This window comes from Streptomyces sp. NPDC090088, from assembly GCF_044747345.1.
Lineage (GTDB): Bacteria > Actinomycetota > Actinomycetes > Streptomycetales > Streptomycetaceae > Streptomyces.
In genome coordinates this window covers 592,087-616,510 of the sequence record NZ_JBIVDZ010000003.1, presented here as the reverse complement: position 1 = coordinate 616,510, position 24,424 = coordinate 592,087, and the positions used below count along the sequence as shown (strand labels likewise).

At 72.8% G+C, this 24,424-nt stretch carries 23 protein-coding genes; 14 read left to right on the top strand and 9 right to left on the bottom strand.

The window, feature by feature from the left end; all coding sequences use genetic code 11:
* Window positions 1–35: 35 nt before the first annotated feature.
* Window positions 36–620 carry a hypothetical protein gene (locus ACIPSJ_RS18700; RefSeq protein ID WP_401346965.1) on the bottom strand — a complete coding sequence of 195 codons (585 nt, stop codon included), beginning with the start codon at window positions 618–620 and terminating at the stop codon, window positions 36–38.
* 179 nt (window positions 621–799) lie between these two features.
* On the opposite strand from ACIPSJ_RS18700, the gene ACIPSJ_RS18695 reads away from it, so the two are divergent.
* Window positions 800–1,531, top strand: coding sequence for a helix-turn-helix domain-containing protein (locus ACIPSJ_RS18695; RefSeq protein ID WP_401346963.1), 732 nt, complete (start codon window positions 800–802; stop codon window positions 1,529–1,531).
* A gap of 51 nt (window positions 1,532–1,582) precedes the next feature.
* Complete coding sequence (gene map, locus ACIPSJ_RS18690; protein WP_359206465.1) at window positions 1,583–2,350, top strand: type I methionyl aminopeptidase; 768 nt, start codon at window positions 1,583–1,585, stop codon at window positions 2,348–2,350.
* A 13-nt stretch (window positions 2,351–2,363) separates the two neighbouring features.
* On the opposite strand, the gene ACIPSJ_RS18685 is transcribed toward map, so the two are convergent.
* Window positions 2,364–3,059: a TNT domain-containing protein gene (locus ACIPSJ_RS18685; protein WP_359206467.1), complete on the bottom strand. Its 696-nt coding sequence runs from the start codon at window positions 3,057–3,059 to the stop codon at window positions 2,364–2,366.
* 384 nt (window positions 3,060–3,443) lie between these two features.
* Between ACIPSJ_RS18685 and ACIPSJ_RS18680 the strand changes: the two genes are divergently transcribed.
* From ACIPSJ_RS18680 to ACIPSJ_RS18660, 5 genes are all read left to right on the top strand, one after another.
* A complete protein-coding gene (locus tag ACIPSJ_RS18680) occupies window positions 3,444–4,067 on the top strand; it encodes a DUF6230 family protein (protein ID WP_401346961.1) in 624 nt (207 codons plus the stop codon).
* A 29-nt stretch (window positions 4,068–4,096) separates the two neighbouring features.
* A complete protein-coding gene (locus ACIPSJ_RS18675) occupies window positions 4,097–4,591 on the top strand; it encodes a DUF6114 domain-containing protein (RefSeq protein ID WP_401346959.1) in 495 nt (164 codons plus the stop codon).
* Window positions 4,581–5,246: a hypothetical protein gene (locus ACIPSJ_RS18670; RefSeq protein ID WP_359206473.1), complete on the top strand. Its 666-nt coding sequence runs from the start codon at window positions 4,581–4,583 to the stop codon at window positions 5,244–5,246. Before ACIPSJ_RS18675 ends, ACIPSJ_RS18670 begins: the two co-directional genes overlap by 11 nt.
* 154 nt (window positions 5,247–5,400) lie before the next feature.
* A complete protein-coding gene (locus ACIPSJ_RS18665) occupies window positions 5,401–6,417 on the top strand; it encodes an aromatic acid exporter family protein (RefSeq protein WP_401346957.1) in 1,017 nt (338 codons plus the stop codon).
* 193 nt (window positions 6,418–6,610) lie between these two features.
* Window positions 6,611–8,566: a YncE family protein gene (locus tag ACIPSJ_RS18660; RefSeq protein ID WP_401346954.1), complete on the top strand. Its 1,956-nt coding sequence runs from the start codon at window positions 6,611–6,613 to the stop codon at window positions 8,564–8,566.
* Here ACIPSJ_RS18660 and ACIPSJ_RS18655 read toward each other — a convergent pair.
* Window positions 8,556–9,359 (bottom strand): DUF427 domain-containing protein, encoded by an 804-nt coding sequence (locus ACIPSJ_RS18655; RefSeq protein WP_401346952.1) that lies wholly within the window; start codon window positions 9,357–9,359, stop codon window positions 8,556–8,558. The two genes, ACIPSJ_RS18660 and ACIPSJ_RS18655, sit on opposite strands and share 11 nt — an antisense overlap.
* Before the next feature lie 105 nt (window positions 9,360–9,464).
* Between ACIPSJ_RS18655 and ACIPSJ_RS18650 the strand changes: the two genes are divergently transcribed.
* Complete coding sequence (locus tag ACIPSJ_RS18650; RefSeq protein ID WP_401346951.1) at window positions 9,465–10,142, top strand: GAP family protein; 678 nt, start codon at window positions 9,465–9,467, stop codon at window positions 10,140–10,142.
* A 28-nt stretch (window positions 10,143–10,170) separates the two neighbouring features.
* Here the strand turns inward: ACIPSJ_RS18650 and ACIPSJ_RS18645 are convergent, their stop codons facing one another.
* The 3 genes from ACIPSJ_RS18645 to ACIPSJ_RS18635 are packed head-to-tail and all read right to left on the bottom strand — an operon-like array spanning window position 10,171 to window position 13,041.
* Window positions 10,171–11,397, bottom strand: coding sequence for a cytochrome P450 (locus ACIPSJ_RS18645; protein WP_401346948.1), 1,227 nt, complete (start codon window positions 11,395–11,397; stop codon window positions 10,171–10,173).
* Between the two features lie 13 nt (window positions 11,398–11,410).
* Entirely contained in the window at window positions 11,411–12,805 is a 1,395-nt protein-coding gene (locus ACIPSJ_RS18640; protein WP_359206487.1) for an FAD/NAD(P)-binding oxidoreductase, read from the bottom strand.
* Window positions 12,802–13,041: a ferredoxin gene (locus ACIPSJ_RS18635; protein WP_401346945.1), complete on the bottom strand. Its 240-nt coding sequence runs from the start codon at window positions 13,039–13,041 to the stop codon at window positions 12,802–12,804. Before ACIPSJ_RS18635 ends, ACIPSJ_RS18640 begins: the two co-directional genes overlap by 4 nt.
* A gap of 260 nt (window positions 13,042–13,301) precedes the next feature.
* Between ACIPSJ_RS18635 and ACIPSJ_RS18630 the strand changes: the two genes are divergently transcribed.
* From ACIPSJ_RS18630 to ACIPSJ_RS18610, 5 genes are all read left to right on the top strand, one after another.
* Window positions 13,302–14,216 (top strand): cyclase family protein, encoded by a 915-nt coding sequence (locus ACIPSJ_RS18630; RefSeq protein WP_359206491.1) that lies wholly within the window; start codon window positions 13,302–13,304, stop codon window positions 14,214–14,216.
* Window positions 14,217–14,304: 88 nt separating this feature from the next.
* A complete protein-coding gene (locus tag ACIPSJ_RS18625) occupies window positions 14,305–15,885 on the top strand; it encodes a GMC oxidoreductase (protein ID WP_401346943.1) in 1,581 nt (526 codons plus the stop codon).
* 211 nt (window positions 15,886–16,096) lie between these two features.
* Window positions 16,097–16,891 (top strand): SDR family oxidoreductase, encoded by a 795-nt coding sequence (locus tag ACIPSJ_RS18620; protein ID WP_401347438.1) that lies wholly within the window; start codon window positions 16,097–16,099, stop codon window positions 16,889–16,891.
* Window positions 16,892–16,951: 60 nt separating this feature from the next.
* Entirely contained in the window at window positions 16,952–18,346 is a 1,395-nt protein-coding gene (locus ACIPSJ_RS18615; RefSeq protein WP_359206888.1) for a cytochrome ubiquinol oxidase subunit I, read from the top strand.
* Window positions 18,343–19,392: a cytochrome d ubiquinol oxidase subunit II gene (locus ACIPSJ_RS18610; RefSeq protein WP_401346942.1), complete on the top strand. Its 1,050-nt coding sequence runs from the start codon at window positions 18,343–18,345 to the stop codon at window positions 19,390–19,392. The genes ACIPSJ_RS18615 and ACIPSJ_RS18610 overlap by 4 nt, the downstream gene beginning before the upstream one ends.
* A gap of 11 nt (window positions 19,393–19,403) precedes the next feature.
* Here ACIPSJ_RS18610 and ACIPSJ_RS18605 read toward each other — a convergent pair whose 3' ends face one another.
* From ACIPSJ_RS18605 to ACIPSJ_RS18595, 3 genes are all read right to left on the bottom strand, one after another.
* Window positions 19,404–21,242 carry a glycoside hydrolase family 15 protein gene (locus tag ACIPSJ_RS18605; protein WP_401346939.1) on the bottom strand — a complete coding sequence of 613 codons (1,839 nt, stop codon included), beginning with the start codon at window positions 21,240–21,242 and terminating at the stop codon, window positions 19,404–19,406.
* A gap of 104 nt (window positions 21,243–21,346) precedes the next feature.
* Complete coding sequence (locus ACIPSJ_RS18600) at window positions 21,347–21,955, bottom strand: gluconokinase (protein ID WP_401346937.1); 609 nt, start codon at window positions 21,953–21,955, stop codon at window positions 21,347–21,349.
* A gap of 33 nt (window positions 21,956–21,988) precedes the next feature.
* Window positions 21,989–22,780 carry a DUF4239 domain-containing protein gene (locus tag ACIPSJ_RS18595; protein ID WP_359206501.1) on the bottom strand — a complete coding sequence of 264 codons (792 nt, stop codon included), beginning with the start codon at window positions 22,778–22,780 and terminating at the stop codon, window positions 21,989–21,991.
* A gap of 533 nt (window positions 22,781–23,313) precedes the next feature.
* Between ACIPSJ_RS18595 and ACIPSJ_RS18590 the strand changes: the two genes are divergently transcribed.
* A complete protein-coding gene (locus ACIPSJ_RS18590; RefSeq protein WP_401346934.1) occupies window positions 23,314–24,381 on the top strand; it encodes a zinc-dependent alcohol dehydrogenase family protein in 1,068 nt (355 codons plus the stop codon).
* Window positions 24,382–24,424: the final 43 nt, after the last annotated feature.

Sequence of the window (24,424 nt, the reverse complement as noted above, 5' to 3'; positions counted from 1 at the left end):
GAGGGGTGTCCCCCGGTCCGCTCCGGGCCGCGGGGTCACCCCTCCCGCGCGTACGGCACCACACGCACGTCCAGCGTGAAGGCCACGCCCGCCGCCCCCGCCACATCCGGCGCCTTCGCCGACACGGTGACCCGCGCGGCCCCGCCCCGGGCCCCCGCACAGCGCAGCGTGGCGTACCCGGTGCCGTCCCCGCCCACCATCCACCCGGACACCACGACGAAGACCGGGGCCGAACTCCGTACCGCCGTCCACCGCCTGTCGTCGCTCCGGGCCCCGAGGACCAGCGACACCACGGCCCCGGGCCGCACGCACAGCCGCCGTCCGGTCCCGTCCCCGGGCCGCACCACGACCTCCACCCGCCCGCCGAGGCAGCCGTCGGAGGCGGACGGCCCGGGCCCGGCCGAGGAGGGAGCCGCCGACGGCCCCGGGGACGTACCGCTGGTTCGCGAAGGGGTACCGGCGGTTCGGGGTGCCGTACCGCCCGAGGGCGTCGCCGACCGGCCGGCGGCCGGTGCGCCCGCCGGACCACCGCACGCCGCCAGCACGAACACGCCCGCGACGATCCGTCCTCCGGCCGCCCACCGCATACCGGCACCTCCCGCGTCGTCCCCTGCCCGCATGCTCCACCGCCCCCGCCGCGGCCACCAGTACCCCTCCGCCGTCGACCGCGGTGAGACCGCCGGCGGGGACGGTCCGGGACGGCGGCGATCGGAGCGGGGAGGAGACGCTACGTTGCTTTCCGTATTCCGAAACAACCGGCCGGGACGGCCGACCCCGAGGGAACCCCGAGGAGATCGCGATGCCGGGAGGCAGGCTCACCCAGCAGGAGCGCCAGCAGATCGCACTGGGGCTGGCCGACAGCCTCCCGTACGCCGAGATCGCCCGCCGTCTGGACCGGCCGACCTCGACGGTCACGCGCGAGGTGATGCGCAACGGCGGCCCCACCGCCTACCGCGCCGACCTGGCCCACCGCGCCACCGAACGCCGCGCCCACCGGCGCGGACCCGCCGCCCCCCGGGGCACACGGCCGGCCCCCCAGCCGCACGGGCGGGACGCCGAGGCCCTGATCGAGTACGAGGAGTCGCTCACCGCGGTCCTCATGGCCTCCGGTCTCCCGAAGATGGGGGCCCGGGTGCTGACCTGCCTGTTCACCACCGACGCGGGCAGCCTCACCGCGGCCCGGCTCGCCGAGCGTCTCCAGGTCAGCCCGGCGTCGGTCTCCAAGGCGATCGCGTTCCTGGAGAGCCAGAGCCTGGTCCGCCGGGAGCGCGACGAACGCCGCCGGGACCGCTACATCGTCGACGACGAACTCTTCTACCAGGCGACGATCGCCAGCGCCCGGGCCAACGACCGGCTCGTCGAGACCGCCCGCCAGGGTGTCGCCGTCCTCGGCGCCCACACCCCCGCCGCCGCCCGCATGGAGAACATCGCCCGCTTCCTCGACTTCATCAGCGAAAGCATCGTCCGGGCCGCCGAACAGGCCCGCGAGGTCCTGCGCACCGCACCCGGAACACCCCCGGACGAACCGTGATACTAATACCGGTATAAGAATTGGTTCGACGTGCCGTGGGGAGTCACACGCATGGTGGAGATCAAGACCGATACCGCGGTGGACGCGATGCGGGAGGCCGGGCGCGTGGTGGCCCGCGCCCTGGCCGCGGTCCGGGCGGCGGCCGGCGTGGGGGTGTCCCTGCGGGAGCTGGACGAGGCGGCCCGGACGGTGCTGACCGAGGCCGGCGCCGGCTCCCCGTTCCTCGGGTACCGGCCGTCCTTCGCCCCGGTCCCGTTCCCGGCCGTGATCTGCACGTCCGTCAACGACGCCGTGTCGCACGGCATCCCCACCGGCTACCGGCTGCGCGACGGCGACCTGCTGAGCGTCGACTGCGGCGCCGAACTCGACGGCTGGACCGGCGACGCGGCCGTCACCTTCCCCGTCGGAACCCCGCGCCCCGGCGACCTCGACCTGATCGACGCCACCCAGCGGGCCCTCGACGCCGGCATCGCCGCCGCCCGGGTGGGCGGCCGCGTCGGCGACATCGCCCACGCCGTCGGCACCGTCGCCCGCGAGGCGCGCTGCGGCATGCCCGCCGACTTCGGCGGCCACGGCATCGGCCGCCGGATGCACGAGGACCCCCACGTGCCCAACCGGGGCCGCCCCGGGCGCGGCTTCCCGCTCCGCCACGGCCTGGTCCTCGCCATCGAGCCCATGTTCATGGCCGGCGGCCGCGACACCTACCGCACCGACCCCGACGGCTGGACCCTCCGCACCACCGACGGCAGCCGCGCCGCCCACATCGAACACACCGTCGCCATCACCGACCGGGGCCCCCGCGTCCTGACCCTGCCCTGACGTTCCGGCGGTGTCACGGCGCCGGGGTGATCTCCTTCAGGGACCCGCCCGGGGCGGCCAGTTCGGAGACCCGCGACTTCGTCAGGTACTGCTCGCCGAGCCCCTTCTGACCGAACCAGGGCCTGATGGGCCCGGCCTCGACGGTGAGCGGCTTGACGACCCGGTACAGGTGGTAGTTGAAGGCCGGGTTGCCGCGGGCGTACGTGTCCAGGTTGGTCGGCGGGAGGGCGCGCTTCACGTACGGCGTGCCCTCGGGCGCGAGGAAGAAGCCGTTGCCGCTGCCGAAGAGGTCGACCCTGGCCCCCACCGGAAGGGTCCTCGGGGCCTGCACCGGGCGGCCGCCACGGAGGACGAAGCCGTTGTTGTCCGGGTACCACCACCCCGACTGGTTCTTCTGGTCGGTCTGCCAGTAGCAGCCCAGGAACCAGTACTGCGAGGTGCTGTCCTGCGGGTGGTAGCCCCGCAGCATCCGCCCGACGGCACCGGTCGTCGTGAGGTAGCTGGGGCCGAGCCGCCAGTCGTCGTGGTAGTAGTCCTGCAGCCCGGTCGGCGGCGCCGAGGTCGTGCTGGCCGTCCGGTGGCTGATCGGACAGTCGTGGGCCCCGGCTCGGGCAGAGGCCTCAAGTGCCTGGGCGGGGACTGGTGCTGCTCCGATCAGAAGGAGCGAAGACGCAAGTGCGCTCCAGAGGAGACGTCGCAGGGCGCGCATCCGATTCCCTTCTCCTCCGGTGCCGGCCGGCACCGGATACGCGGGCGTGTGTGGTCGCCGCGGAAGGGACTGCATCCCAGGGATCCCCGTGGTGCGGCACGGGGCAGTCAATGCGCGCCTGACGAACAGAGGACCGAGCTGCCACGACCAGGTCACCCACCCGGCACAACGGAACACCCCGAACAGCCGAAGAACGGGTCGTACGGTCGCACGATCACCACCGGCCGAAGCGCGGTGGCCGGCGGAACGTGTGTCACTCGAACGGCGGGCCGGGAGTGCAGCCGGCCGGCGGGCCCGGAACCCTAGGATCCATTACGGGATAAACGGGGCATATTTCCGCTGTCCGGCACGGGCGGGGTTCACCTCACCACCGAAGGAGACGGGATGGCGCACCGCGCCGGGAGAACGCGCTGGAGGCGTTTCGCGGTGGTCCTGGTGCCCTGCGTGGCGGCCTGCGCGAGCGTCGGCATCGCCATGGCGCAGGGCGCGCTCGCCGCGTCCTTCTTCATCTCCGGCCAGAAGTTCCAGGTCACCGCCGACTCGTTGACCGCCCGCGGGTTCAGCCTGTACGGCACCATCGACGCGACCAGGAAGCACGAACTCGTCCCCGTCGTGGTCAGCGGCTTCCGGCACGCGACGGTCCGCGGGCTCTGCCAGTCCGTGGTCGTCGACATCCCGGTGGTGGGCACCCGGACCCTGCGGCTCACCGGCGGTGACGGCCGGCCGGCCGAGGCGTCGAACCTGTTCATCGACGCGACGACCGAGACGGTCGCCGACGCGACCTTCGGCAACCTGGACATCGGTGTCGCCCAGGGCGCCCTCACCAAGGGCCCGGTCAGGTCCACGGACCGGAACTCGCGGTTCTTCGATCCCGACGCCGTCGCACAGCAGGCCACGTCGGCCACGCTGACCGACGTACGGGTGAACGCGGTCGCGGTCTCCGCCGGCACGTTCAACATTCCGGGCCTGGCCCTGCGGCTCGTGCGCGGCGACCAGGCATGCCCCTGACCCGGGCACCGAGGACCAGGACAGGACGCGTGATCACCAACCCCTTCGGCAGACGACACCAACCGGTCGCCACGGCAGCGGAGTTCCGGCGCAGGTTCCGGTGCTGGCGCGGTGAACGCCCCTTCTGGGCCGGGCTGTTCACCTTCGCCGCCGGTCCGCCCATCCTCTACTGGCCCTACGCCCACCTGGATCTGGGCGGGATCCCGCTCGCCCTGTCCACCACGTCCGGCGCCGGTTCCCTGGTGATCGGAATCCTGCTGCCGACCCTCGGCGTCACCCTCTGCTGCCGCCCCCACCTCCGGGTGTTCGCCGGCATCGCCACCCTCCTCCTCGCCCTCGTCTCCCTCCCCGTCGCCAACTTCGGCGGCCTCTTCCTCGGCGTCGTCTGCGGCCTGGTCGGCGGCGCCCTGGCCTGCGCCTGGCTGCCACCACCACCGGCCACGGAGCCGCACGACGACCCTGCGGTCACGGCGACCTCGGCCGTCACCACAGGTCCGGCGGAAGAAGGGCCCCATGGCAGCTGACCGTCGCGCCGGCGGGCGGGTCGGCGGCCGGGTCCCCCGTCCTCTCGTCTGTGCGCTGGCCGTGGTCTGCGTGCCGCCCGCCGTGTACTCCGCCGCGCCGTGGCCGGCCGTGGAGCGGGGCGGACGGGCGAGCACGGGGGTCTCCCCGGCGCCCGCCGACGACGCACCGGGCGACCGGCCCCCGGCCCGCGCGGCGAAGGGTTCCTGGGTGCTGCGCGCCGACCGGCTACGGCTGCGCGGTGCACGGTTCCGCGGGGTGGTCACCGTGCGCACCGCGGGCGGAACGGTCCGGGCGGTGAAACTCACCGTGCGCTCGCTGGAGGCCGTCGACCTGGATCTGACCGCGGGCCGGGGCCGGGCGGCGATCCGCCTGCGGACCGGTTCGACGACGTCCACCTTCAAAGGCGCGGGCACTCGGGGCGTGGTGACCCTCTATCTGCGCAGGCTGTCCGGCACGGTCACGGGCCTCGGCGGCCGCCCGCTCCCCGCGGACCGTACCGTCACCGTCACCCCCGACGCCGTACCCGACTGGCTCTCACGGCCCACCGCCACCACCCGCACGATCACCCTCACCACGGCGACCGCCACCCAGGCCGCCCAGTTCGGCGCCCACCTCTCCGTCAAAGGCGCCCGGCTGCGGGCCGCCACCGATTGACCGCCCCGCCCGCCCCCTCACCACGGCTGCCTGCCCTGTCCCCATGGACGCCCCGGCCCCGCACGGCCAGGACACCCGGCCCCACCCCTGGCACCCGCCTCCGTACGCACCGCTCCGTGAGCGGTCGGCGACCGTGTGTGCCTATGGTGGGCGGGTGACGGGCGTTTCCCCGTGGCCGCGGGTGTGGCGCAGGCTCCGGGTGCAGGGGCCGGCGGCGGCACGGATCCTGGTGGTGGCGGTGTCCTGCTGGCAGGTGGCGCTGTGGGCCGGTGCCGATCAGCCGCCGGTGTTCGCCGCCATCGTTCCGCTGCTGTGCCTGCGCGGGGACTCCGCCTCCTCCCTGGCCGCGCTGCTGCTGAGGATCCTCGGGGTGATGGCCGGGGTGGCGCTGGGCGTCACCGTGGTCAGCCTCTTCCGGCCGAGCACGGCCGTCCTCGCCGTCGTGCTGGGGATGGCGCTGCTGTGCGGGGCCGTCGTCAGTTCCGGGACGACACTGAACGTGCAGGTCGCGGTGACCTCGCTGCTGGTCTTCGCCAACCCGTCCCCGGAGTCGTACGGCTTCGCCCGGTTGTGGGAGAACGCGCTGGGCGGCGCGGTCACCGCCGTCCTCGCCCCGCTGCTGTGGCCGCGCGACCCCCGCCGGGAGACGGCCGCGCTGGCGCGGGAGTGCGCGGTCGGGCTGGCGGACGGCCTGGTGCGCAGTGTGCGGGTGATCGGGTCGGCCGACGAGGCGTCCGCGAACCGGGCGGCGGTGCAGACGGACGCGGACCGGCTGCGTGGTTACGGGGCCGAGGCGCGGGAGGCGGAGAAGGCCCTGCGGTTCAATCCGGTGCGACGGCGCCACCGGGCCGAGGTGGCCGAACTGGGCGACCGGATCGACCACGCCGTCCGGGCGGCACCGCATCTGCTGACCCTGGCCGCCGAGGTCGAACTCGCCACCGCGCGGCACGGGCCCACCCCGACGCTCACCCGCGCCCGGACCTGCCTGATCCCGGTCGCCGAGGCCACCGGGCGCGCCCTGGAGGCGCTGCTCGCGGGGCGGGATCCGGGGACGGACACGGATGCCGCCCGCGCCGCACTGGCCCGGTACGCCAAGGACGACACGGCACCGGCGGCCGTGATGCTCCGCCGGCCGTTCACCAGGATCCTCGACCTCTGCGACGGCGCGTAGAACCGAGGTGCGCGCAGCCGAGGGCCGAGCGGGCCGCGGCAGCGGGCACCCCCCTGCCGTCGTTTGCCGCAGCATCACTTACTCTTCGCTCACTCGCCACCTACGACCCACGGTGCACGGTGCACGTCCACCCGCACCCGACGGGACGAGTGGCACCCACTTGCGCTCATCTTCGTTCCGGGGGTTCGACACCGTGCGCCTGCGCACCCTTCCCGCCGCCACCGCGCTGGCGGCCCTGTTCGGCTCGGTGGTGCTCGCCGCACCGGCGTCCGCCGACTCCAGCACGTCCGTACCGGTCTGGGGCGTGGACGACACCGTGGTGGACGGCCTCCACCAGCGGGTCTTCATCAGCGACAGCTACCACAGCCAGATCGTCGTCACCGACCTCACCGGCAAGGTCGTCACCCAGCTCACCGGCCTGCCCCAGGTCGGCGACCTGGAGCTGAGCCCGGACTCCGGCACGCTGTGGGCCGCGGTCGGCGGCGCGGACAAGATCGTCGCCGTCGACACCGCGCAGCTCACGCAGAGCGCCGAGTACCCGACGGGCGACAAGACGGACCCCTCCCGGCTCGCCTACGCCGACGGCAGGCTCTGGTTCGGCTACGGCGACCAGTGGGACTCCGGGCTCGGCGAGGTCGACCTGAGTGCCGAAACGCCCACGGTGACCCTCGACCTCGCGGCCGGCCACGACTTCTCCAGCCCGCCCGAGCTGTACGCCGACCCCGACAACCCGGGCACGCTGCTCGCGCTCGACGCGCACATCAGCTCCGGCCCGGTCGTCGTCTACGACATCTCCTCCGGCACCCCGGTGATCCGTGTCTCCGCCGAGAAGAACGGCTTCTTCCACGACGCGGCCCTCACCCCGGACGGCCAGAACGTCGTCGTCGCCGGCCCCGGCACCCGGGCGCTCACCGAGTACCGCCTCTCCGACCTGTCCGAGGTGCGCACCTTCCCGGTCCCCTCGGAACCGGAGACGGTCAGCGTCGCCCCGGACGGCACGGTCGCGGCCACCGTCCTCGACACCGACAACACCGGCGACACCTACGTCTTCGCCACCGACCCGGCCCGGCCGGCCAGCGTCCGCGACCTGTCGCGCGACTGGATGCCGTGGGGCGGGCACTCCACCAGCTGGTCGGCCGACGGCTCGCGGCTGTACGTGCTGACCGGGTCCAGCGACTCCATGCGGTTCCAGGTAGTCGACGCGCCCCGCCTGTACGCGCCCACCCTGACCGCCGACGCCCCGGCGACCGCCACCCGCGCCAAGTCCCTCACCGTCAAGGGAAAGCTGACCGCGAACCTGGCGCTGCCCGCGGGCACCCCGCTCCAGGTCACCCGCACCGACCTCGACTCGCCGACCGGCAAGTCCCTCGGCACCAGATACCTCGGCACGGGCGGCGCGTACTCCTTCACGGACACCCCGCCGGCCGGCGGCAAGGTGACCTACAAGGTGACGTACGCCGGTGACGCCACGCACACCGCGGCGACCGCCTCGGACTCCGTCACCGTCTCGCGCGCCACCCCCGCGCTGACGCTGAACAACAACGGCAAGGTCTACGACTACGGCAAGTCCGTCACGTTCACCGCGCACCTCGGCACCACCTACAAGAACCGCAAGGTCGAGATCTGGGCCGACCCGTACGGCTCCGACAAGCCCAGCACCCTGGTGAAGTCCGGCACGGTCAGCTCCGCCGGCAACCTCTCGGTCACCCTCACCCTGAAGCGGAAGACCAAACTCACGGCGAAGTTCGCGGGCGACGCGCGCTACGCGCCGAGGACGACGACGAGCACGGCCGGCGCGCGGGTGAAGGTCTCCACCGCGCTCAGCGGCTACTACAGGACGAAGTACACGTGGAACCACACGTACTACTACTTCAAGCAGTCCAAGGACCCCGTCGTCACGGCCACCATGACGCCGTACCCGGGCCGCAAGCAGCTGCTGCAGATCCAGATCTACGCCGAAGGCGTCTGGCAGACCACGGACAAGGAGTACTTCAAGCTCGGCTCCAACGGGAAGTCCGCCGTCACGCTCACCGGCACCCCGCCCACCGACTACCGCTTCCGGGTCCGCAACTCGTACATCAGCGGCTCGGGCGACAGCGTGAACACGACGACGTACGGCGCCTGGAAGTACCTGACGTTCACGCGTTGAGCCGGTCCCACCGCTCCCTGGTCAGGGCGGTGGGCGGCGGCAGCGCGACACCGTCCACGGACAGGTCGACGCGCTCGTTGTAGAAGGCGACCATCCCGGCGACGGCGGAGCACGCCGCCGTCGGGAAGTCGTACGCCCAGGCCAGGTCGGCGTGGACGGCCGTGCCGTGCGCGAACGACCAGTACCCGCTGGTGCGGCCCTTGTACGGGCACTGCGTCACGGTGTCCGAGGGGCGCAGCAGGGTCCAGTCGACGCAGGTCCGCTCCAGGTAGTAGCGGGTGGGCAGGCCGGTCTCGAAGAGCTTCACCGAGGACGGCGCGTCCGCCAGGACCACGCCGTCCACCTCGACCCGCACGCTGCTGGACGAGCGCAGCGCGTCCACCCGGGTGTACGGGCTCCGGGGGTGCACGAAGACCTGTTCCTCCTCCTCGTACCACGCGTCGAGCGCGTCCCACCGGAACCGGGCGGTGCCGACGAGCCGCTCCGGGGCCCCCTCGGCCCAGACCCAGGCCGCTCCGGCACGGACCTCGGCGCCGATCCGCAGCGAGTGCCGCCGGGCGGGGCCGGGGGCGAGCCGGCCGGTGCGGCCGTCGTCGGTGAGCAGGACGCCCTCGGCGAGGTCCCGCAGCGGAACGGCGTACTGCGGATAGCCGGGCCACTCCCACACGTACCAGGCCCGCCGGGTGTCGAACACCCACCGGCCGCCGACCTGCGCGCGGATCCGCCGCGGCACCGGTTCGACATGCCCGGCCGGGACGACAAGACCCGGGTGGTCCACGCTCTGGTCCGGCATACGTCCTCCTGGTCAGGGACACCGTGGCCGGTCACCCGTTCGGCGACGGCCGATGGCCGGCGGCCCCGGAGACCCCCACGATGACGGAGAGGACGGGAGGCCGCCGTGGGACACGCTGTCGGTGACGTGCTGGGCCTGGCCGCGGGTGTCGCGGTCAGCCCCCTGCCGATCGTGGCGATCATCCTCATTCTCGCCACCCCGCGCGGGCGCCTCAACGGCACGCTGTTCGCCCTCGGCTGGCTGCTGGGGCTCGCCGCGCTCGGCGCGATCATGCTGGCCGTGGGCGGCTCGGGCGGCGCCTCGGACCACAAGCACCCCGCCACCTGGGTCGGCGTCCTCAAACTCGCCCTCGGCGCACTCCTCGCGCTCTTCGGTGCCGTCCAGTGGCGGCGCCGCCCCCGGGACCCCTCCCAGGCGCAGCTCCCCAAGTGGATGGCGGCGATCGACCACTTCACCCCGGGCAAGATCCTCGGCCTGGGGCTGCTGCTGTCGGCGGGCAACCTCAAGAACGCGCCCCTGACCATCGCCGCGGCCGCGTCGATCAGCTCCGCCGGAATCCCCGTGCCCCAGCAGATCGGCACCCTCGCGGTCTTCGTGGTCATCGCGTCCCTCGGCGTGCTCGCCCCGCTCGCCGTCTACCTGGTCATGGGAGACCGCGCCCAGGGCATCCTCGCCAACTGGCGGGAGTGGGCCGCCCGGCACAACGTCGCCGTCCTCGCCGTCCTGTTCTTCGTGCTCGGCCTCAAGCTCCTCGGCGACGGCATCAGCATCCTCGCCGGCTGAGGTGCTGCCCGCCGTTCCCGCCGGGGAACTACCCGCCGTTCCCCTCGACGTCGACCTGTAGATGGATCGGCCCGCGCAGGACGGGGCTGCGCCGGTACGGCGGCGGGTCGGCGACCAGGCCGGGGTGGTCGAGGCGGCGGGCCAGCTCGGTCAGCGCGATCTGGGCCTCCCGGCGAGCCAGCGGGCCGCCGAAGCACAGGTGGATGCCGCTGCCGAAGCCGAGGTGCTGGTTGTCGGTCCGGTCGGGGTCGAAGCGGTCCGGGTCGCGGAAGCGGTCCGGGTCGCGGCTGCCGGAGGCCAGCATCAGCATGATCTGGGAGCCCTTGGGGATGACGGTGTCGCCGACGGTGATGTCGCTGTACGCGGCCCGCCAGGGAATGATGTGGACCGGCGGTTCGTAGCGCAGCAGTTCCTCGACCAGCGGGACGACCAGGTCCGGTTCGTCGCGCAGCCGGCGCAGCACGTCCGGGTGGCGCAGCAGCGTCAGCATGCCGTTGGTGATCAGGTTGACGGTGGTCTCGTGACCGGCGATCAGCAGCAGGTTGGCGGTGCTGATGATCTCCTCGTCGGTCATCCGACCGTCCGGCCCGTCGTCGTTGGCCAGCCGGGACAGCAGGTCGTCGCTCGGGTGGCCGTGGCGCTGTTCCACCAGCCCGCCGAGGTACTCGCGCAGGTCCTGGCGGGCCCGTACGCCGGCGTCGAGTTTCTCCTTCGGGTCGGTCCTCGGGTCGTAGTCGATCGAGTTGATGATGTCGTTGACCCACACCCGGAACCGGGGTTCGTCCTCGCGGGGCACGCCGAGCAGGTGGCAGATCACCGTGACGGGGAACGGGTAGGCGAGGTCGTCGACGATGTCGACGCGGTCCTTGCCCGCGAAGCCGTCGATCAGGCCGCCGACCGTGGCCGCCAGGTCGGGTTCCAGGCCGGCCACCAGCCCCGGGGTGTGCGGGGGCCCGAAGTGGCGCATCGCCATCCGCCGCAGCCGGTCGTGCTCGGGCGGGTCCATGTTGATGAACGCCGGGGTGGCCCCGCCCGGGGCCGCGGGCATCGGGTGCGCCAGGTTGCGGACGTCGGAGCTGAGATGCGGGTTGTGCAGGATGTCGGCGAGTTCGCGGTACGTGCTGATGACGTAACTGCCGTCGTCCTGCCGGGCCACCGGGGTCCGGCGCAGCTCGGCGTAGAGCGGGTACGGGTCGGGGCGGGCGGAGTAGTCGAGGATCCGGTGCAGCGTGTCGGGTGTCTCGGTCGTGGTCATCTCGCGCTCCCTCCTACCGGTGGTGCTGGTACGCGGCCGTGACGCGTCGCTCGCTCGGGTCGTGTCCGGTGACGACCACCGTGGCGCCCTGCGCGAGCAGGGTGGGGCCGGGGAAGTCGACGGGGACCGGTTTCATGTCGAGGGGCTGGTCGGGTGCGGGGCAGGGCGGCGGGAAGGGCGCGGCCGTCTCGATGAGACGCCGGTAGTGGTCCAGCCACTTGGCGTTGTTGAAGCTCACCGCCGCGGTGACCCGGCCCCGGTAGCCGTACGCGGCGACGAAGCGGTGGTCGGGCACCGAGCCCTGGGTGACGACCACCTCGTCGGCGAAGGTCGGCACGCCCACGGACTTGATGTTGACGCCGAACTGGATCGACCAGAACAGCGGGACGGACAGGTGCGGCCAGCGGTCCGCCTGGCCGTGGACCATGTTGTGGGCCGCGACCTCGGCCTGCTCCACGGCGTTGGCCCAGTGCTCCAGCGAGATGAGCCGGTACTCGTAGACCGGGTTGGGGCAGCGTGCCACGTCCCCGGCGACGAAGATGTCGTCGGTGATGGTGCCGTTGAGGTCCATCGCGCGGCAGCCCGTGTCGCAGGCGATGCCCCAGACGCCCGCCGCGAGGCCCGAGCCGCGCAGCCACTCGGTGTTGCGGATGCCGCCGAGCGCGACCACGGCCACGTCGGTGTCGAGGGTGCTGCCGTCGTCGAAGTGGGCCCGGCGCAGCCGCCCCTGGGCGTCGCCCTCCAGCCGGGTGACCTTGACCCGGCAGCGCAGGTCGACGCCGTGGGCGCGCTGCAGGTCCGAGGCCACGTCGCCGATCATGGCGCCGAGCGCTCCGACCAGCGGGGCCGGCGCGAGTTCGGCGACGGTCACCGGGATGTCCCGCTCGCGGCAGATGGACGCGATCTCGGAGCCGGTGAACCCCGCGCCGATGACCAGCACCCGGGAGGGTCCGGCGGCCAGGGCCCGCTGGAGACCCTCGGCGTGCTCGCGGGTGCGCACGACGAACACGCCGTCCAGCGCCGCCTCGCTCTCCACGAACCAGGGCCTGGCCCGCACGCCGGTGCAGATCAGCAGCCGGTCGAAGGGGATCTCGCGTCCGTCGGCGAGCCGCACCTGGTTGGTGGCCAGGTCCAGGCCGCTGGCGGGCACCCCCAGCAGCCACTCGGCGTCGATCTCACGGCGCCGCGGCAGCAGGGTGCCGTCGGCGGGCACCCACCCCGTCAGCACCTGCTTGGACAAGGGGGGACGGTCGTAGGGCTCGCCCAGCTCGTCGCCGATCAGCGTCAGCGAGCCGGTGAAGCCCTCGTCGCGGAGCGCTTCCGCGGCCCGCAGTCCCGCCAGGGACGCCCCGACGATCACGATCCGGCCGTCGCGCTTGAACGCTCGCAGGTTGTCGGCGCTGGTCATGACCTCGACGCCTCCACCGGTACGTCCCGCCTCTCGGACCGCCCTTCCAGCCGGTCGACCAGGATCGCCTGGACCGGGCAGGCCGCCGCGGCCCGCAGCACCCGGTCGCGCTGGGCGTCGTCGGGGTTCGGGTCGTACATCAGCGCTTCCTCGCCGTGCATCCGGAACGCGTCCGGGGCCAGGAACGCGCACTGTGCGTACCCTTCACATCGGGAAAGATCAACGACGACTCGCATCCCGGCCTCCACAGGGATCACAGGCTGCGGACCTCGAAGCCGGCGCCCGCCGGGAGAAGGGGGCACGCCGCGGGTCTCCGCAGAGAGAATGGGGCATGGCGTCCGGGCCGGCTCCTGGCCGGCCCGAGGCGATCGGCGGCGGTGCGGAACCGCCCACAGATCCTGGCATTCCTGCAGTTCAGCCTATTCCGCGCGCACACCGCCCGCACCCCGGGAGACCATGTGCCGACAGGGGGGCCGACCGCAGCAGGAGGTTCCCCATGGCCTCGGACCAGCCCCTCACGGAGACCGCCTTCCGCGAGCTATACCGGCGGCTGCGCGGCCGGGCGCCGCGTGGGGCGCTGGACCGGCTGACGCCGGAACGGGTCGTGGCGGCCGCCGCCGGGGTCCGGTACGGGCGCCATGTGTCGCTGGCCGCGACCGTGGAGACCCGGCCCGCGACGGACTGCCCGGAGCCCGCGACCCACCGGATGACGGCGCCCGCGCCCGGCGAGAGCGCCGCGCCCGGGCTGGTGTTCGCCCGCGACCGGTTCGCCATGAACGTGCACGGCGACGTCGACAGCCACCTCGACGCGCTGTGCCATGTGATCTTCGACGGCGAGCTGTACGGCGGTGTCCCGGCGAGCACCGTGACACCGGACGGTGCCGGGGCGCTCACGCTCGACCTGGTGCGGGACGGCATCGTCGGCCGCGGTGTCCTGCTGGACGTCCCGCGGCTGCGCGGGGTGCGGTGGCTGGAGCCCGGCGACCAGGTGACCGCCGATGACCTGGCGGCGGCCGAGGCCGCCCAGGGGACCGAGGTCGGGCCGGGCGACCTGCTGTTCGTGCGGCTGGGGCACCGCCTGCGGCGCCGCACCCTCGGCCCCTGGGACGTGACGTCGGCCCGGGCGGGCCTGCATCCGACGGCGATGGACTTCCCCGCCGAGCGGGGCGTGGCGGTCCTGGGCTGCGACGGCAACAGCGACGCGGCCCCCAGCGCCGTCCCCGGCGTCGGGTTCCCGGTGCATGTGCTGGCCGTCAACGCCCTGGGCCTGCACCTGCTGGACTGGCTGGACTTCGAGGAGCTGACCGCGGTCTGCGAGCAGCAGGGACGCTGGCACTTCCTGTGCGTCATCGCCCCGCTGCGCCTGCCGGCGGCGACCGGCTCCCCGGTGAACCCGATCGCCGTCATGTGACGGCGCGCGGGCCGCGTCGGCTCCGAGTGCCGCGCCCCCGTACGACGCGTACGTTCGAAGGAGGGACGCAACAAGGACGGTGGTTGCCATGGACGCCCTGCCCCCGTACGACGTCATCGTCATCGGCACCGGTGCCGGCGGCGGCACGCTGGCCCACCGCCTCGCCCCGTCCGGGAAACGCGTACTGATCCTCGAACGCGGCGACTACCTGCCCCGCGAACGCGACAACTGGGACTCCACCGCCGTGTTCGTCAAGGCCAAGTACCGGGCCCCGGAGTTCTGGCTGGACCGGCACGGCAAGGAGTTCCCGCCCGAGGTGAACTACTACGTCGGCGGGAACACCAAGTTCTACGGCGCGGCCCTGTTCCGGCTGCGCCCCGAGGACTTCGGCGAACTCCGCCACCACGACGGCGTCTCCCCGGCCTGGCCGATCGGTTACGACGACCTGGAGCCGTACTACACCCAGGCCGAGCACCTCTACCTGGTGCACGGCCGGCACGGCGAGGACCCCTGGGAAGGGCCGTGCAGCGCCCAGTACGCGTACCCTCCGGTCGAACACGAGCCGCGCATCGAGCGGTTGAGCATGGACCTGGAGAAGCAGGGCCTGCACCCCTTCCACCTGCCGATCGGGGTCAACCTCACCCAGGACGAGGACGGCCGGGCCACCCACTCCAGCGTCTGCGTCCGCTGCGACCGCGTGGACGGCTTCCCCTGCCTGCTGCGCGCCAAGTCCGACGCCCAGGTGATCTGCGTGGAACCGGCCTTGGAGCACCCGAACGTGGAGCTGGTCACCAACGCCCGGGTGACCCGGCTGGAGACCGACCCCACCGGACGCAGCGTCACCTCCGTCGTCGCCGAACTCCCCGGCGAGCGGGAGGCCCGGTTCTCCGCCGACGTCGTGGTCGTCGCCTGCGGGGCCGTCAACTCGGCGGCGCTGCTGCTGGCTTCGGCGAACGACCGGCATCCGAACGGCCTCGCCAACAGCTCCGACGTGGTCGGCCGGCACTACATGCGTCACAACAACCTGGCGCTGATGGCCGTGTCCGAGGAACCCAACGACACCCGGTTCCAGAAGACCCTCGCCCTGCACGACTGGTACCTGGGCGCGGACGACTGGGAGTACCCGCTGGGCGGCATCCAGATGCTCGGCAAGTCGGACGCCGAGCAGATCCACGGCGAGGCCCCGCGCTGGGCCGGGGCGGTCCTGCCGGACATGCCGTTCGAGGTGCTGGCCCATCACGCCGTCGACTTCTGGCTGTGCGGGGAGGACCTGCCGCGGCCGGAGAACCGGGTGACCCTGGAGGACGACGGGCAGATCCGCCTCACCCTCGACGAGGGCAACAACATCGAGGGCCTGAACCGCCTGCGGCACAAGCTGCAGCACCTGCTCGGCCATCTGGGCATGCGCGAGCACCATCTGCTGTCCCACAGCATCTACCTGCACAAGGGCATGCCGATCGGCGCCACCGCGCACCAGGCCGGCACGGTGCGGTTCGGCACCGACCCGGCGGCCTCGGCCCTGGACGTGCACTGCAAGGCGCACGACCTGGACAACCTCTACGTCGTCGACACCAGCTTCTTCCCGAGCATCGGCGCGGTGAACCCGTCCCTGACGGCCATCGCGAACGCCCTGCGGGTCGGGGACCACCTGCTGGAGCGGCTCGGCTGAGCCGCCGTCACCGCCCTGACCCCGACCGGGCGAAGATCCTGCGCCGGGCAGCGCAACGCGGTCCGCCACGGCGTGCCGACATCCCTCCCCGGTGTTTGTCTGACGACCGGACCTCCGGGCGTCGCGCCCGGCGGAGGCGGGCACGGCAGTGGAGGAGCGGGACAGCGTGAGTTCCACCGAGGGGACATCCCGGGGCGTCATCCCGGCGCATCTGCTGAAGGGCCAGAAAGCCCTGGTCACCGGCGCGAACTCCGGGATCGGCAAGGCGACGGCCATCGCCCTGGGCCGGGCCGGGGCCGATGTGGTCGTCAACTACGTGGCCGGCGGCGAGGAGGCCGAGAAGGTGGTCGAGGAGATCACCGCCCTCGGCGTCCGGGCCGCCGCCTACGAGGCGGACGTCTCCGACGAGCAGCAGGTCGTCGCCATGACGGAGCGGATGGTCGAGGAGTTCGGCACCATCGACATCCTGGTCGCCAACGCCGGACTCCAGCGGGACGCCCCGTTCACCGACATGACCCTCGCCCAGTGGCAGAAGGTCCTGGACGTCAACCTCACCGGCCAGTTCCTGTGCGCCCGGGAGGCGACCAAGGAGTTCCTGCGCCGCGGTGTCGTGCCCGAGGTGTCCCGCGCGGCCGGGAAGATCATCTGCATGAGCTCGGTGCACCAGATCATCCCCTGGGCCGGGCACGTCAACTACGCCTCCTCCAAGGGCGGCGTGCAGATGATGATGGAGACGCTGGCCCAGGAACTCGCCCCGAAGAAGATCCGCGTCAACGCGATCGCCCCCGGCGCCATCAGGACCCCCATCAACCGCAGCGCCTGGGACACCCCCCAGGCCGAGCAGGACCTGCTGAAGCTGATCCCCTACGACCGGGTCGGCGACCCCGAGGACATCGGCTACGCGGCCGTCGGCCTCGCCTCCGACCTCATGGACTACGTCGTCGGCGCCACCCTCTACGTCGACGGCGGGATGACCCTCTTCCCGGGCTTCGCCACCGGCGGCTGACCCGTGCACACCGTTCTGTCGCTGACCGACGTACCACCACAGACGCTGCCGGCCCGCTCGATGATGGCCTTCACCTTGGCCTCGCACATCATCCTGGTGCCCCTGGGGGTGGCGCTGCCGCTGATCACGCTCGTCATGCACGGCTACGGCCTGCGCCGCGGCGACGCCACCGCCCTGCTGCTGGCCCGGCGGTGGTCGGCCGTCATGGCGGTGCAGTTCGCGATCGGCGTGGTCACCGGCACCGTGCTGTCCTTCGAGTTCGGGCTGCTGTGGCCGGGCATGATGGGCCGCTGGGGCGATGTCTTCGGCATCGGCTTCGGCGTCGAGGCATGGGCGTTCTTCCTGGAGGCCGTCCTCATCGCCATCTACCTCTACGGCTGGCGCCGGCTCCCCTCCCGCACCCACTTCCTGCTCGGGCTGCCCCTGCCGCTGGTGGCGCTGCTCGGCGCCTTCGGCATCCTCGCCGCCAACTCGTGGATGAACACCCCGCGCGGCTTCACCCTCGACTCCGCCGGCAACCCGGTCGACGTGAAGATCTGGAAGGCGGTCTTCACCCCCATGTTCGGCCCGGAGTACTGGCACTTCGTCTTCGCCATGTTCCTGACGGCGGGCTATGTCGTCGCCGGTGTCTACGCCGTGGGGTGGCTGCGCGGCCGCCGGGACCGCTACCACCGGCTCGGCTTCACCATCCCCTTCACGCTCGCCGCCGTCTGCACGCCCGTGCAGTTCGTGCTCGGCGACTCCATCGCCCGGCAGGTCTTCCAGAAGCAGCCGGTGAAGTTCGCCGCCATGGAGATCGTCTGGAAGACCGCCACCCACCAGCCGGAGTACCTGTACGGCCGGATCCACCCGGACGGCACCGTCTCCGGCGGCATCCGGATCCCCCAGCTCGACTCCATCCTGGCCGGCTTCCGCCCGGACACCAAGGTCACCGGCCTCACCTCGGTCCCCGCGGCCGACCGGCCGACGACCGCCCAGGCCACCATCGCCCACTTCGCCTTCGACACCATGGTCGGGATCGGCTCCCTGCTGCTCCTGCTCGCCCTCTGGTACGGCGTGCTGTGGCTGTGGCGCCGCCGGCTGCCCGCCTCCCCGTGGTTCTTCCGGGGCGCGGCCTGCGCGGGCGTGGCCTCCGTCGCCGCCGTCGAGTGCGGCTGGATCACCACCGAAGTGGGCCGCCAGCCCTGGATCGTGTACCAGAACATGCGGGTCGCCGAAGCGGTGACCGCGACCCGCTCCGCCGGCCTGTGGACCATGTTCGCGCTGGTCGTCGTCGTGTACGTGTTCGTCTTCGGATCCTTCCTCGCGGTGCTGCTGAGGATGCGCACCCGCTGGCGGCTCACCGACGAGCGGGGCGGGCCGGACGGACCCCGGCCGCCGCGGGAGACACCGGAGCCCGACACCCCCGAGACGGACACCCCGTACGGCCCGCGCTCCACCGGGAGCCGACTGTGATCGCCGGGGTCATCGCCGTCGTCCTGCTGCTCGCGATCGCCGCCTACGCCTGCGGCGGGGGCACCGACTACGGCGCCGGGTTCTGGGACCTGACCGCGGGCGGCGCCGAGCGCGGCAAGCGCCCCCGATGGCTGATCGACCACGCGATGGAGCCGGTCTGGGAGGTCAACAACGTCTGGCTGATCTTCGTGCTGGTGATCATGTGGACGGGTTTCCCGGTCTTCTTCCAGCAGGTGTTCACCACGATGTGGCTGCCCCTGGCGCTGGCCGCCGTCGGCATCGTGCTGCGCGGCGCCGGCTTCGCCCTGCGCAAGCCCGCCCGGCGGCTGGCCGGGCGGCGCCTGTACGGGGCGGTCTTCGCCGTCTCCTCCCTGCTGACGCCGTTCTTCCTCGGCGCCGCGGCCGGCGGGGTGGCCTCGGGCCGGGTCACCGCCACGACGACGGCGTCCACGGACGCCTGGGCCAACCCCACCTCCCTGCTGTTCGGCCTGCTCGCCGTCGCGGCCACCGCCACCCTCGGCGCCGTCTTCCTCGCCGCCGACGCCCGCCGCTTCGACGCGCCCGACCTCGACCGCTATTTCCGGCGGCGGGCCCTCGCCGCCCTCGCCGCCGTCGCCGTACTCGCCGTCATCACCCTCTTCGTCACCCACGGCGACGCGCCCCACGTCTGGCACGGCCTCACCCACGGCGTCGGCCTCGTCTTCGTCGTCATCGCCGTACTGGCCACGGCCGCCACCGCCTGGCTGCTGACCCGGCCCTCCGCGGCCTGGTCCCGGGTCACGGCCGTCGGCGTGGTCGCCTCGGCCGTCGTCGCCTGGGGCATGGCCCAGCGCCCCTACCTCGTCCCCACCTCCCTGACCATCGCCGACGGCGCGGGCGCCGACACCTCGCTGCGCTGGCTGGGCCTCGTCACCCTGGTCGCCCTGGTCCTCGTCGTCCCCGCCGTCGTCTTCCTGTACTGGCTGGACACCCACGGCGAACTGGAGGGCCTCACCGACGCCGACCTGCGGCGCCCTGAAGGAGGCGGCCCAGCAGCGCCCCGTTAGGGGCAGCACGCTCACCGCTTGTCGAGAGCGTCGTTCAAGGTGATCGCCGAATCGATGAGCGCGAGATGCGTGAACGCCTGCGGGAAGTTCCCGAGTTGCCGCCCCGTCGGGTCGATCTCCTCGGAGTACAGGCCCAGATGGTTGGCGTACCCCATCATCTTCTCGAACACCAGCCGGGCCCGGTCGGTCCGGCCGGCGCGAGCCAACGCGTCGACGTACATGAACGTGCACAGCGAGAACGTGCCCTCCGAGCCGCGCAGGCCGTCGGGCGAGGCGTCCGGGTTGTACCGGTAGACCAGGCTGTCGCTGACCAGCTCCTCCTCCATGGCGTCCAGGGTCGCCGACCACATCGGGTCACCGGGGGTGATGAAGCCGACCGTCGCCATCCGCAGCAGCGAGGAGTCCAGGACCTCGCTGCCGTAGTGCTGGACGAAGGCCTGCCGCTTGTGGCTCCAGCCCTTCTCCATGACCTGCTCGTAGACGGCGTCCCGTTCGGCCTTCCAGCGCTCGGCCGCGGACGGCCATCCGTTCGCGTCGGCGAGCCGCAGCGCGCGGTCGAACGCCACCCACGACATGACCCGGCCGTAGGTGAAGGCCTGCCGGCCGCCGCGGGTCTCCCAGATGCCCTCCTCCGCCTGGTCCCAGTGGTCGGCCAGCCACTCCAGGTCCGTGCGCAGCGAGGTCCAGCCCCCGTGCCCGACGGAGAAGCCGTGCTGGTGCGCGAAGTAGATGCTGTCCAGCGCCTCGCCGTAGATGTCCAGCTGGAGCTGGGTGGCGGCGCCGTTGCCGATCCGGACCGGGGCGGAACCCGCGTAGCCCTCCCAGTGGTCGAGGATCTGCTCGTCCAGGTCGGAGGAGCCGTCGACCTTGTACATGATGTGCAGCGGGCCCGAACCCCCGTCGCTGCCGGCCCGTTCCTTGACCCGCTCGCCCAGCCAGATGATGAACGCCCTGGCCTCCTCGGTGAAGCCCAGTCCCAGCAGGGCGTACACGGAGAAGGAGGCGTCCCGGATCCAGGTGAAGCGGTAGTCCCAGTTGCGTTCGCCGCCCAGTTGTTCCGGGAGGGCCGCCGTCGGGGCGGCCACCACGGCGCCGCTGGGGGCGAAGGTCATCAGCTTCAGGGTGATCGCGGACCGCTCCACCACCTCCCGCCAGCGCCCGGTGTACGAGCACTGGGCGAGCCAGGAGCGCCAGAACCCCACCGTCTCCTCGAAGAGCCGTTCGTGTTCCGCTCGGCGGATCTCCCGGGGCGGGCCCTCGGCCCCCATCTCCAGGATCAGCCCGCGCTGCTGGCCGGCCTCCAGGGTGAGCGAGACCTGGAGGTCGGCGTCCCGGCGCGTGAGGACGTCCGAGAGGCGTTCGTCGTCCGGCTCCCGGATGGGGTGCACGGTGAGTTCCGTGCCGTCCTCCGCGGCGAAGACCGCGCCGTGCGGGGTGACGTGCACCTCGTGCTTCATCAGCCCGTAGTCGAACCGCGGGGCGACCTCCACGTCGAAGGTCATGGTGCCGCGGACACAGCGGACCAGCCGGACCAGCCGGTGCCTGCGGGTGACCGTCGTACCGGTCACCGGCATGAAGTCGATCACCTCGCCGGCGCCCGCCTCGGTCATGAACCGGGTCACCAGGATCGCCGTGTCGGGCAGGTACAACTGCTTGGTCGAGTGCGTCGGATGGGCCGGCCGGACCGTGCAGTGGCCGCCGTTCTCCTTGTCCAGCAGCGCCCCGAACACACTCGGCGAGTCGAACCTCGGGGAGCAGAACCAGTCGACCGCCCCCTCGGTGGTCACCAGTGCCGCGGTCTGTAGGTCGCCGACCAGTCCGTGGTTCTCGATCAGCGGGTATTCGTCCATCGGGGCGCCCCTTCCGGTGTGCGATTCACCCGAATGACCCCCTCGCTCAGCGTATGCCGGGGCCTCTGCTCCGGCTCGTCGGGCGAGGCCCGGGCGAGGCTTGGTCACCGGTCCGGCGCCGTGCCCCCCGGCGCCGCCCGAACCGCCCGCACCGCGTCCGCCAGCACCTGCGCCGGGCTCTCCGCGGCGTTGACGTCGAGGGTGACGCCCGGTTCGTCGGGGTGCAGCGGGTCCAGGGTGGCGTACTGGGAGTCGAGCAGCGCCGGCGGCATGAAGTGGCCGGTGCGCCGGGCCAGGCGCCGCGCGGCCACGTCGTGGTCGAGGGCCAGGTACAGGAACCAGACGTCCGCGCCCGTGCCGCGGAACCGGTCGCGGTAGGCGCGCTTGAGCGCGGAACACGCGGCGACGCCTCCGGAGCCACCCGACGCGGTGGCCCGGATCCACTCCGTGACCGCCTCCAGCCAGGGCCGCCGGTCGGCGTCGTCCAGCGGGTGCCCGGACGCCATCTTGGCGCGGTTCGCCGCGGAGTGGAGGGCGTCCCCCTCCAGGAACGGCACCCCGAGCAGCCGCGCGAGCCCGGCGCCCACGGTGGACTTGCCGGACCCGGACACCCCCATCACGATCACCACGCGCGGGGCGGGGGCGGTCCGGCCGGGGGTGGGCCGACCGGAGGCGGGCCGACCGGGGGCGGGCCGACCGGGGGCGGGTCGCATGTCCCCACTATCACCCGGCACCCCGCTCGGGGCTCACCGCGGCCAGAACTGGGCGAGGGCCCCTTCCCGGTACGGGGCCGGGCTGACGCTGAGGTCACCGGCGAAGGGGCGGTCCAGGACGAAGACCAGGAGGAGGCTGAACCCGACCAGCCCGGCGACCGAGGCGACGAACAGCATCTGGACCCGCAGTTTGCGCATGCCGTAGAGGAACGTGAGCGGGACGAGCACGAGGGCGCCGCCGATGGCCAGCACCTGGAGCAGCACAGGGAGTTCCTGGCGCGCCATGGTGATGCGGGCGCGGCGCTGGGAGGCGACGTCGTCGAGATGGCCGACGGCCTGCTCGTAGAAGACCTGCTCCCGCTCGGTCTTCGGGTCGTACGTCTGGAGCACGTGGAAGGCGGCCTGGAGGTGGGACTCGGTTGCCCCGTAGCTGGGGTGGCCCGCGCGCATCCGGGGCCACTGGTCCTCGACGACGGCGTGGACGTAGCCGCTGAGGGTGGAGTCGAGCCGGGCCCGCACCGCCGCCGGGAACGCGGCGGCGTCCCGGGTGATGAGCGCCGTGTCGGTGGCCTCGGAGGAGACGATGGTCTGGGTGTCCTCCAGCTGCGTCCACAGGGTGACGATCACGAAGGCGAGGATGATGCCGTAGATCGCGCCGAACATCCCGAGCGTCACCCCGACCATGTCGTTGTGCTCGCCCCGGGCCAGCGACGGGTACCTGCGGCGCATCAGCACACTGCCGCCGACGGCCAGGACGACGGTCCCGCCGACGGTGAGGACGGCCAGCGTGAAGGTGCTGAAGTGGTTGAGCAGCCAGAGCGACATGTGCGCGGAGTCTAGGCCGGACACACCCGGCCAAAACCCCCGCTCCGCAGGCAACTGCGGTGCGTCCGAAAGCCGTTCACACCATCGAGTGAGAGCCCGACGGTGACGGCGGCTCGGCGCCCTGCATGGCCGGTTGTCCGGCGCGTCCGCCGCAGAAGGCCGGGCGCGGCTTCCACGGTGATGACGGCGGCCGACTCGCGGGCCGCGACGGTGGCGTCGGCGATGACGGTGGCTGCGCAGCCGTCCCGGGCGGAGGGGCCGGTGGGCTCGTCGCCGGTGGCGACCACGGCGGCGCCGTCGGGCAGCACCCGGGCGCCGACCGGCTCGGCGGCCTCCGCGGCGCGCGCCGGGTCGATGTCGGTGACGGCCGTGATCCGAGTGGCCTCTGGATCGAGAGCCGTGCCGCCCGGAAAATGGCGTGTCGATAGGTTCGCCGAGGCGGGATCCGGCCGCGCACGACAGGACAGTGCCAGCGAAGGAGCGCACGCTGGGAGGGGTGCGGGGGAGACGAGAGGTCACTCATGCCGCGATCCATGCGCGCGCTCGTAGCCGGCGAGGTCGGTGAGCCGAACGATGTCCTGCGGCTGGAGTCCCGGCCCGTTCCCGCGCCGGAAGCCGGTCAGGCGCTGATCCGGGTGCGGGCGACCCCGATCCACGCCAGCGATCTGCATGTACTGCGTGGCCGCTACGGTTTCGCCCCCGAGTTTCCGACCGTCGGCGGGCACATGGAGTGCGTGGGCCGTATCGAGGCCCTGGGCCCGGACACCGGGGGCCTGCGGATCGGCGAGCGGGTGGTGGCCGTCGCCGTGCCGGCCGTGCCCGGGCCGCGGGTGTCCGGCACCTGGCAGGAGTACCTGGTCGCCGACGCGCACCGGCTGCTGCCGGTCCCGGACCGGCTGAGCGACTCCAGCGCCTGCCAGCTCGCCGTCAACCCGCTGACCGCGCTGCTCCTGGTGGCCCGGGAACTCGACGTACAGCCGGGCGAATGGCTGTTGCAGACGGCGGCGGGCTCCACCGTCGGCCGGCTCGTCATCCAGCTGGCCAGGCATCTGGGCGTCCCCACCATCAATGTGGTGCGGCGGCGCACCGCCGTCGAGGAGATCAAGGCGCTCGGGGGCGACGAGGTCGTCTGCACCGAGGACGAGGACCTGGTGCGGCGGGTGAGCGAGATCGCCGGACTGGCCGGGGTGCGCAAGGCCGTCGACTGCGTCGCGGGCGAGACCGGCGCCCAGGTGTCCCGGGCCCTGGCTCCGGGAGGAGAGGTCGTGGTCTACGGCGCGCTCTCCACCCACCGGCAGACCGACCCGGCGGCGCTGACGGTTCCGCTGTCGGCGCGCTCGCTCATCTACGAGACCAAGGTGGTCCGCGGCTTCTGGCTGAACCGCTGGTTCGGCACCGCCGCACCCGCGGACGCGCTGAACGCGCTGGCCGAGGTGCGCACCCTCGTCGCCGACGGCGTGCTGACCATCCCCGAGGGCCGGCCGTTCCCGCTCGACCGCTTCGCGGAGGCCGTCGCGTTCGCCGAGGCACCCGCCCATGGCGCCAAGCCGCTCTTCGTCATCGACGACGGCCGGGGCGAGGACCATGCGTACAACGCGTAGGCGCTGAACGGGAGTAGGGAGCAGGAAGCGAGTAGGGGCGGCC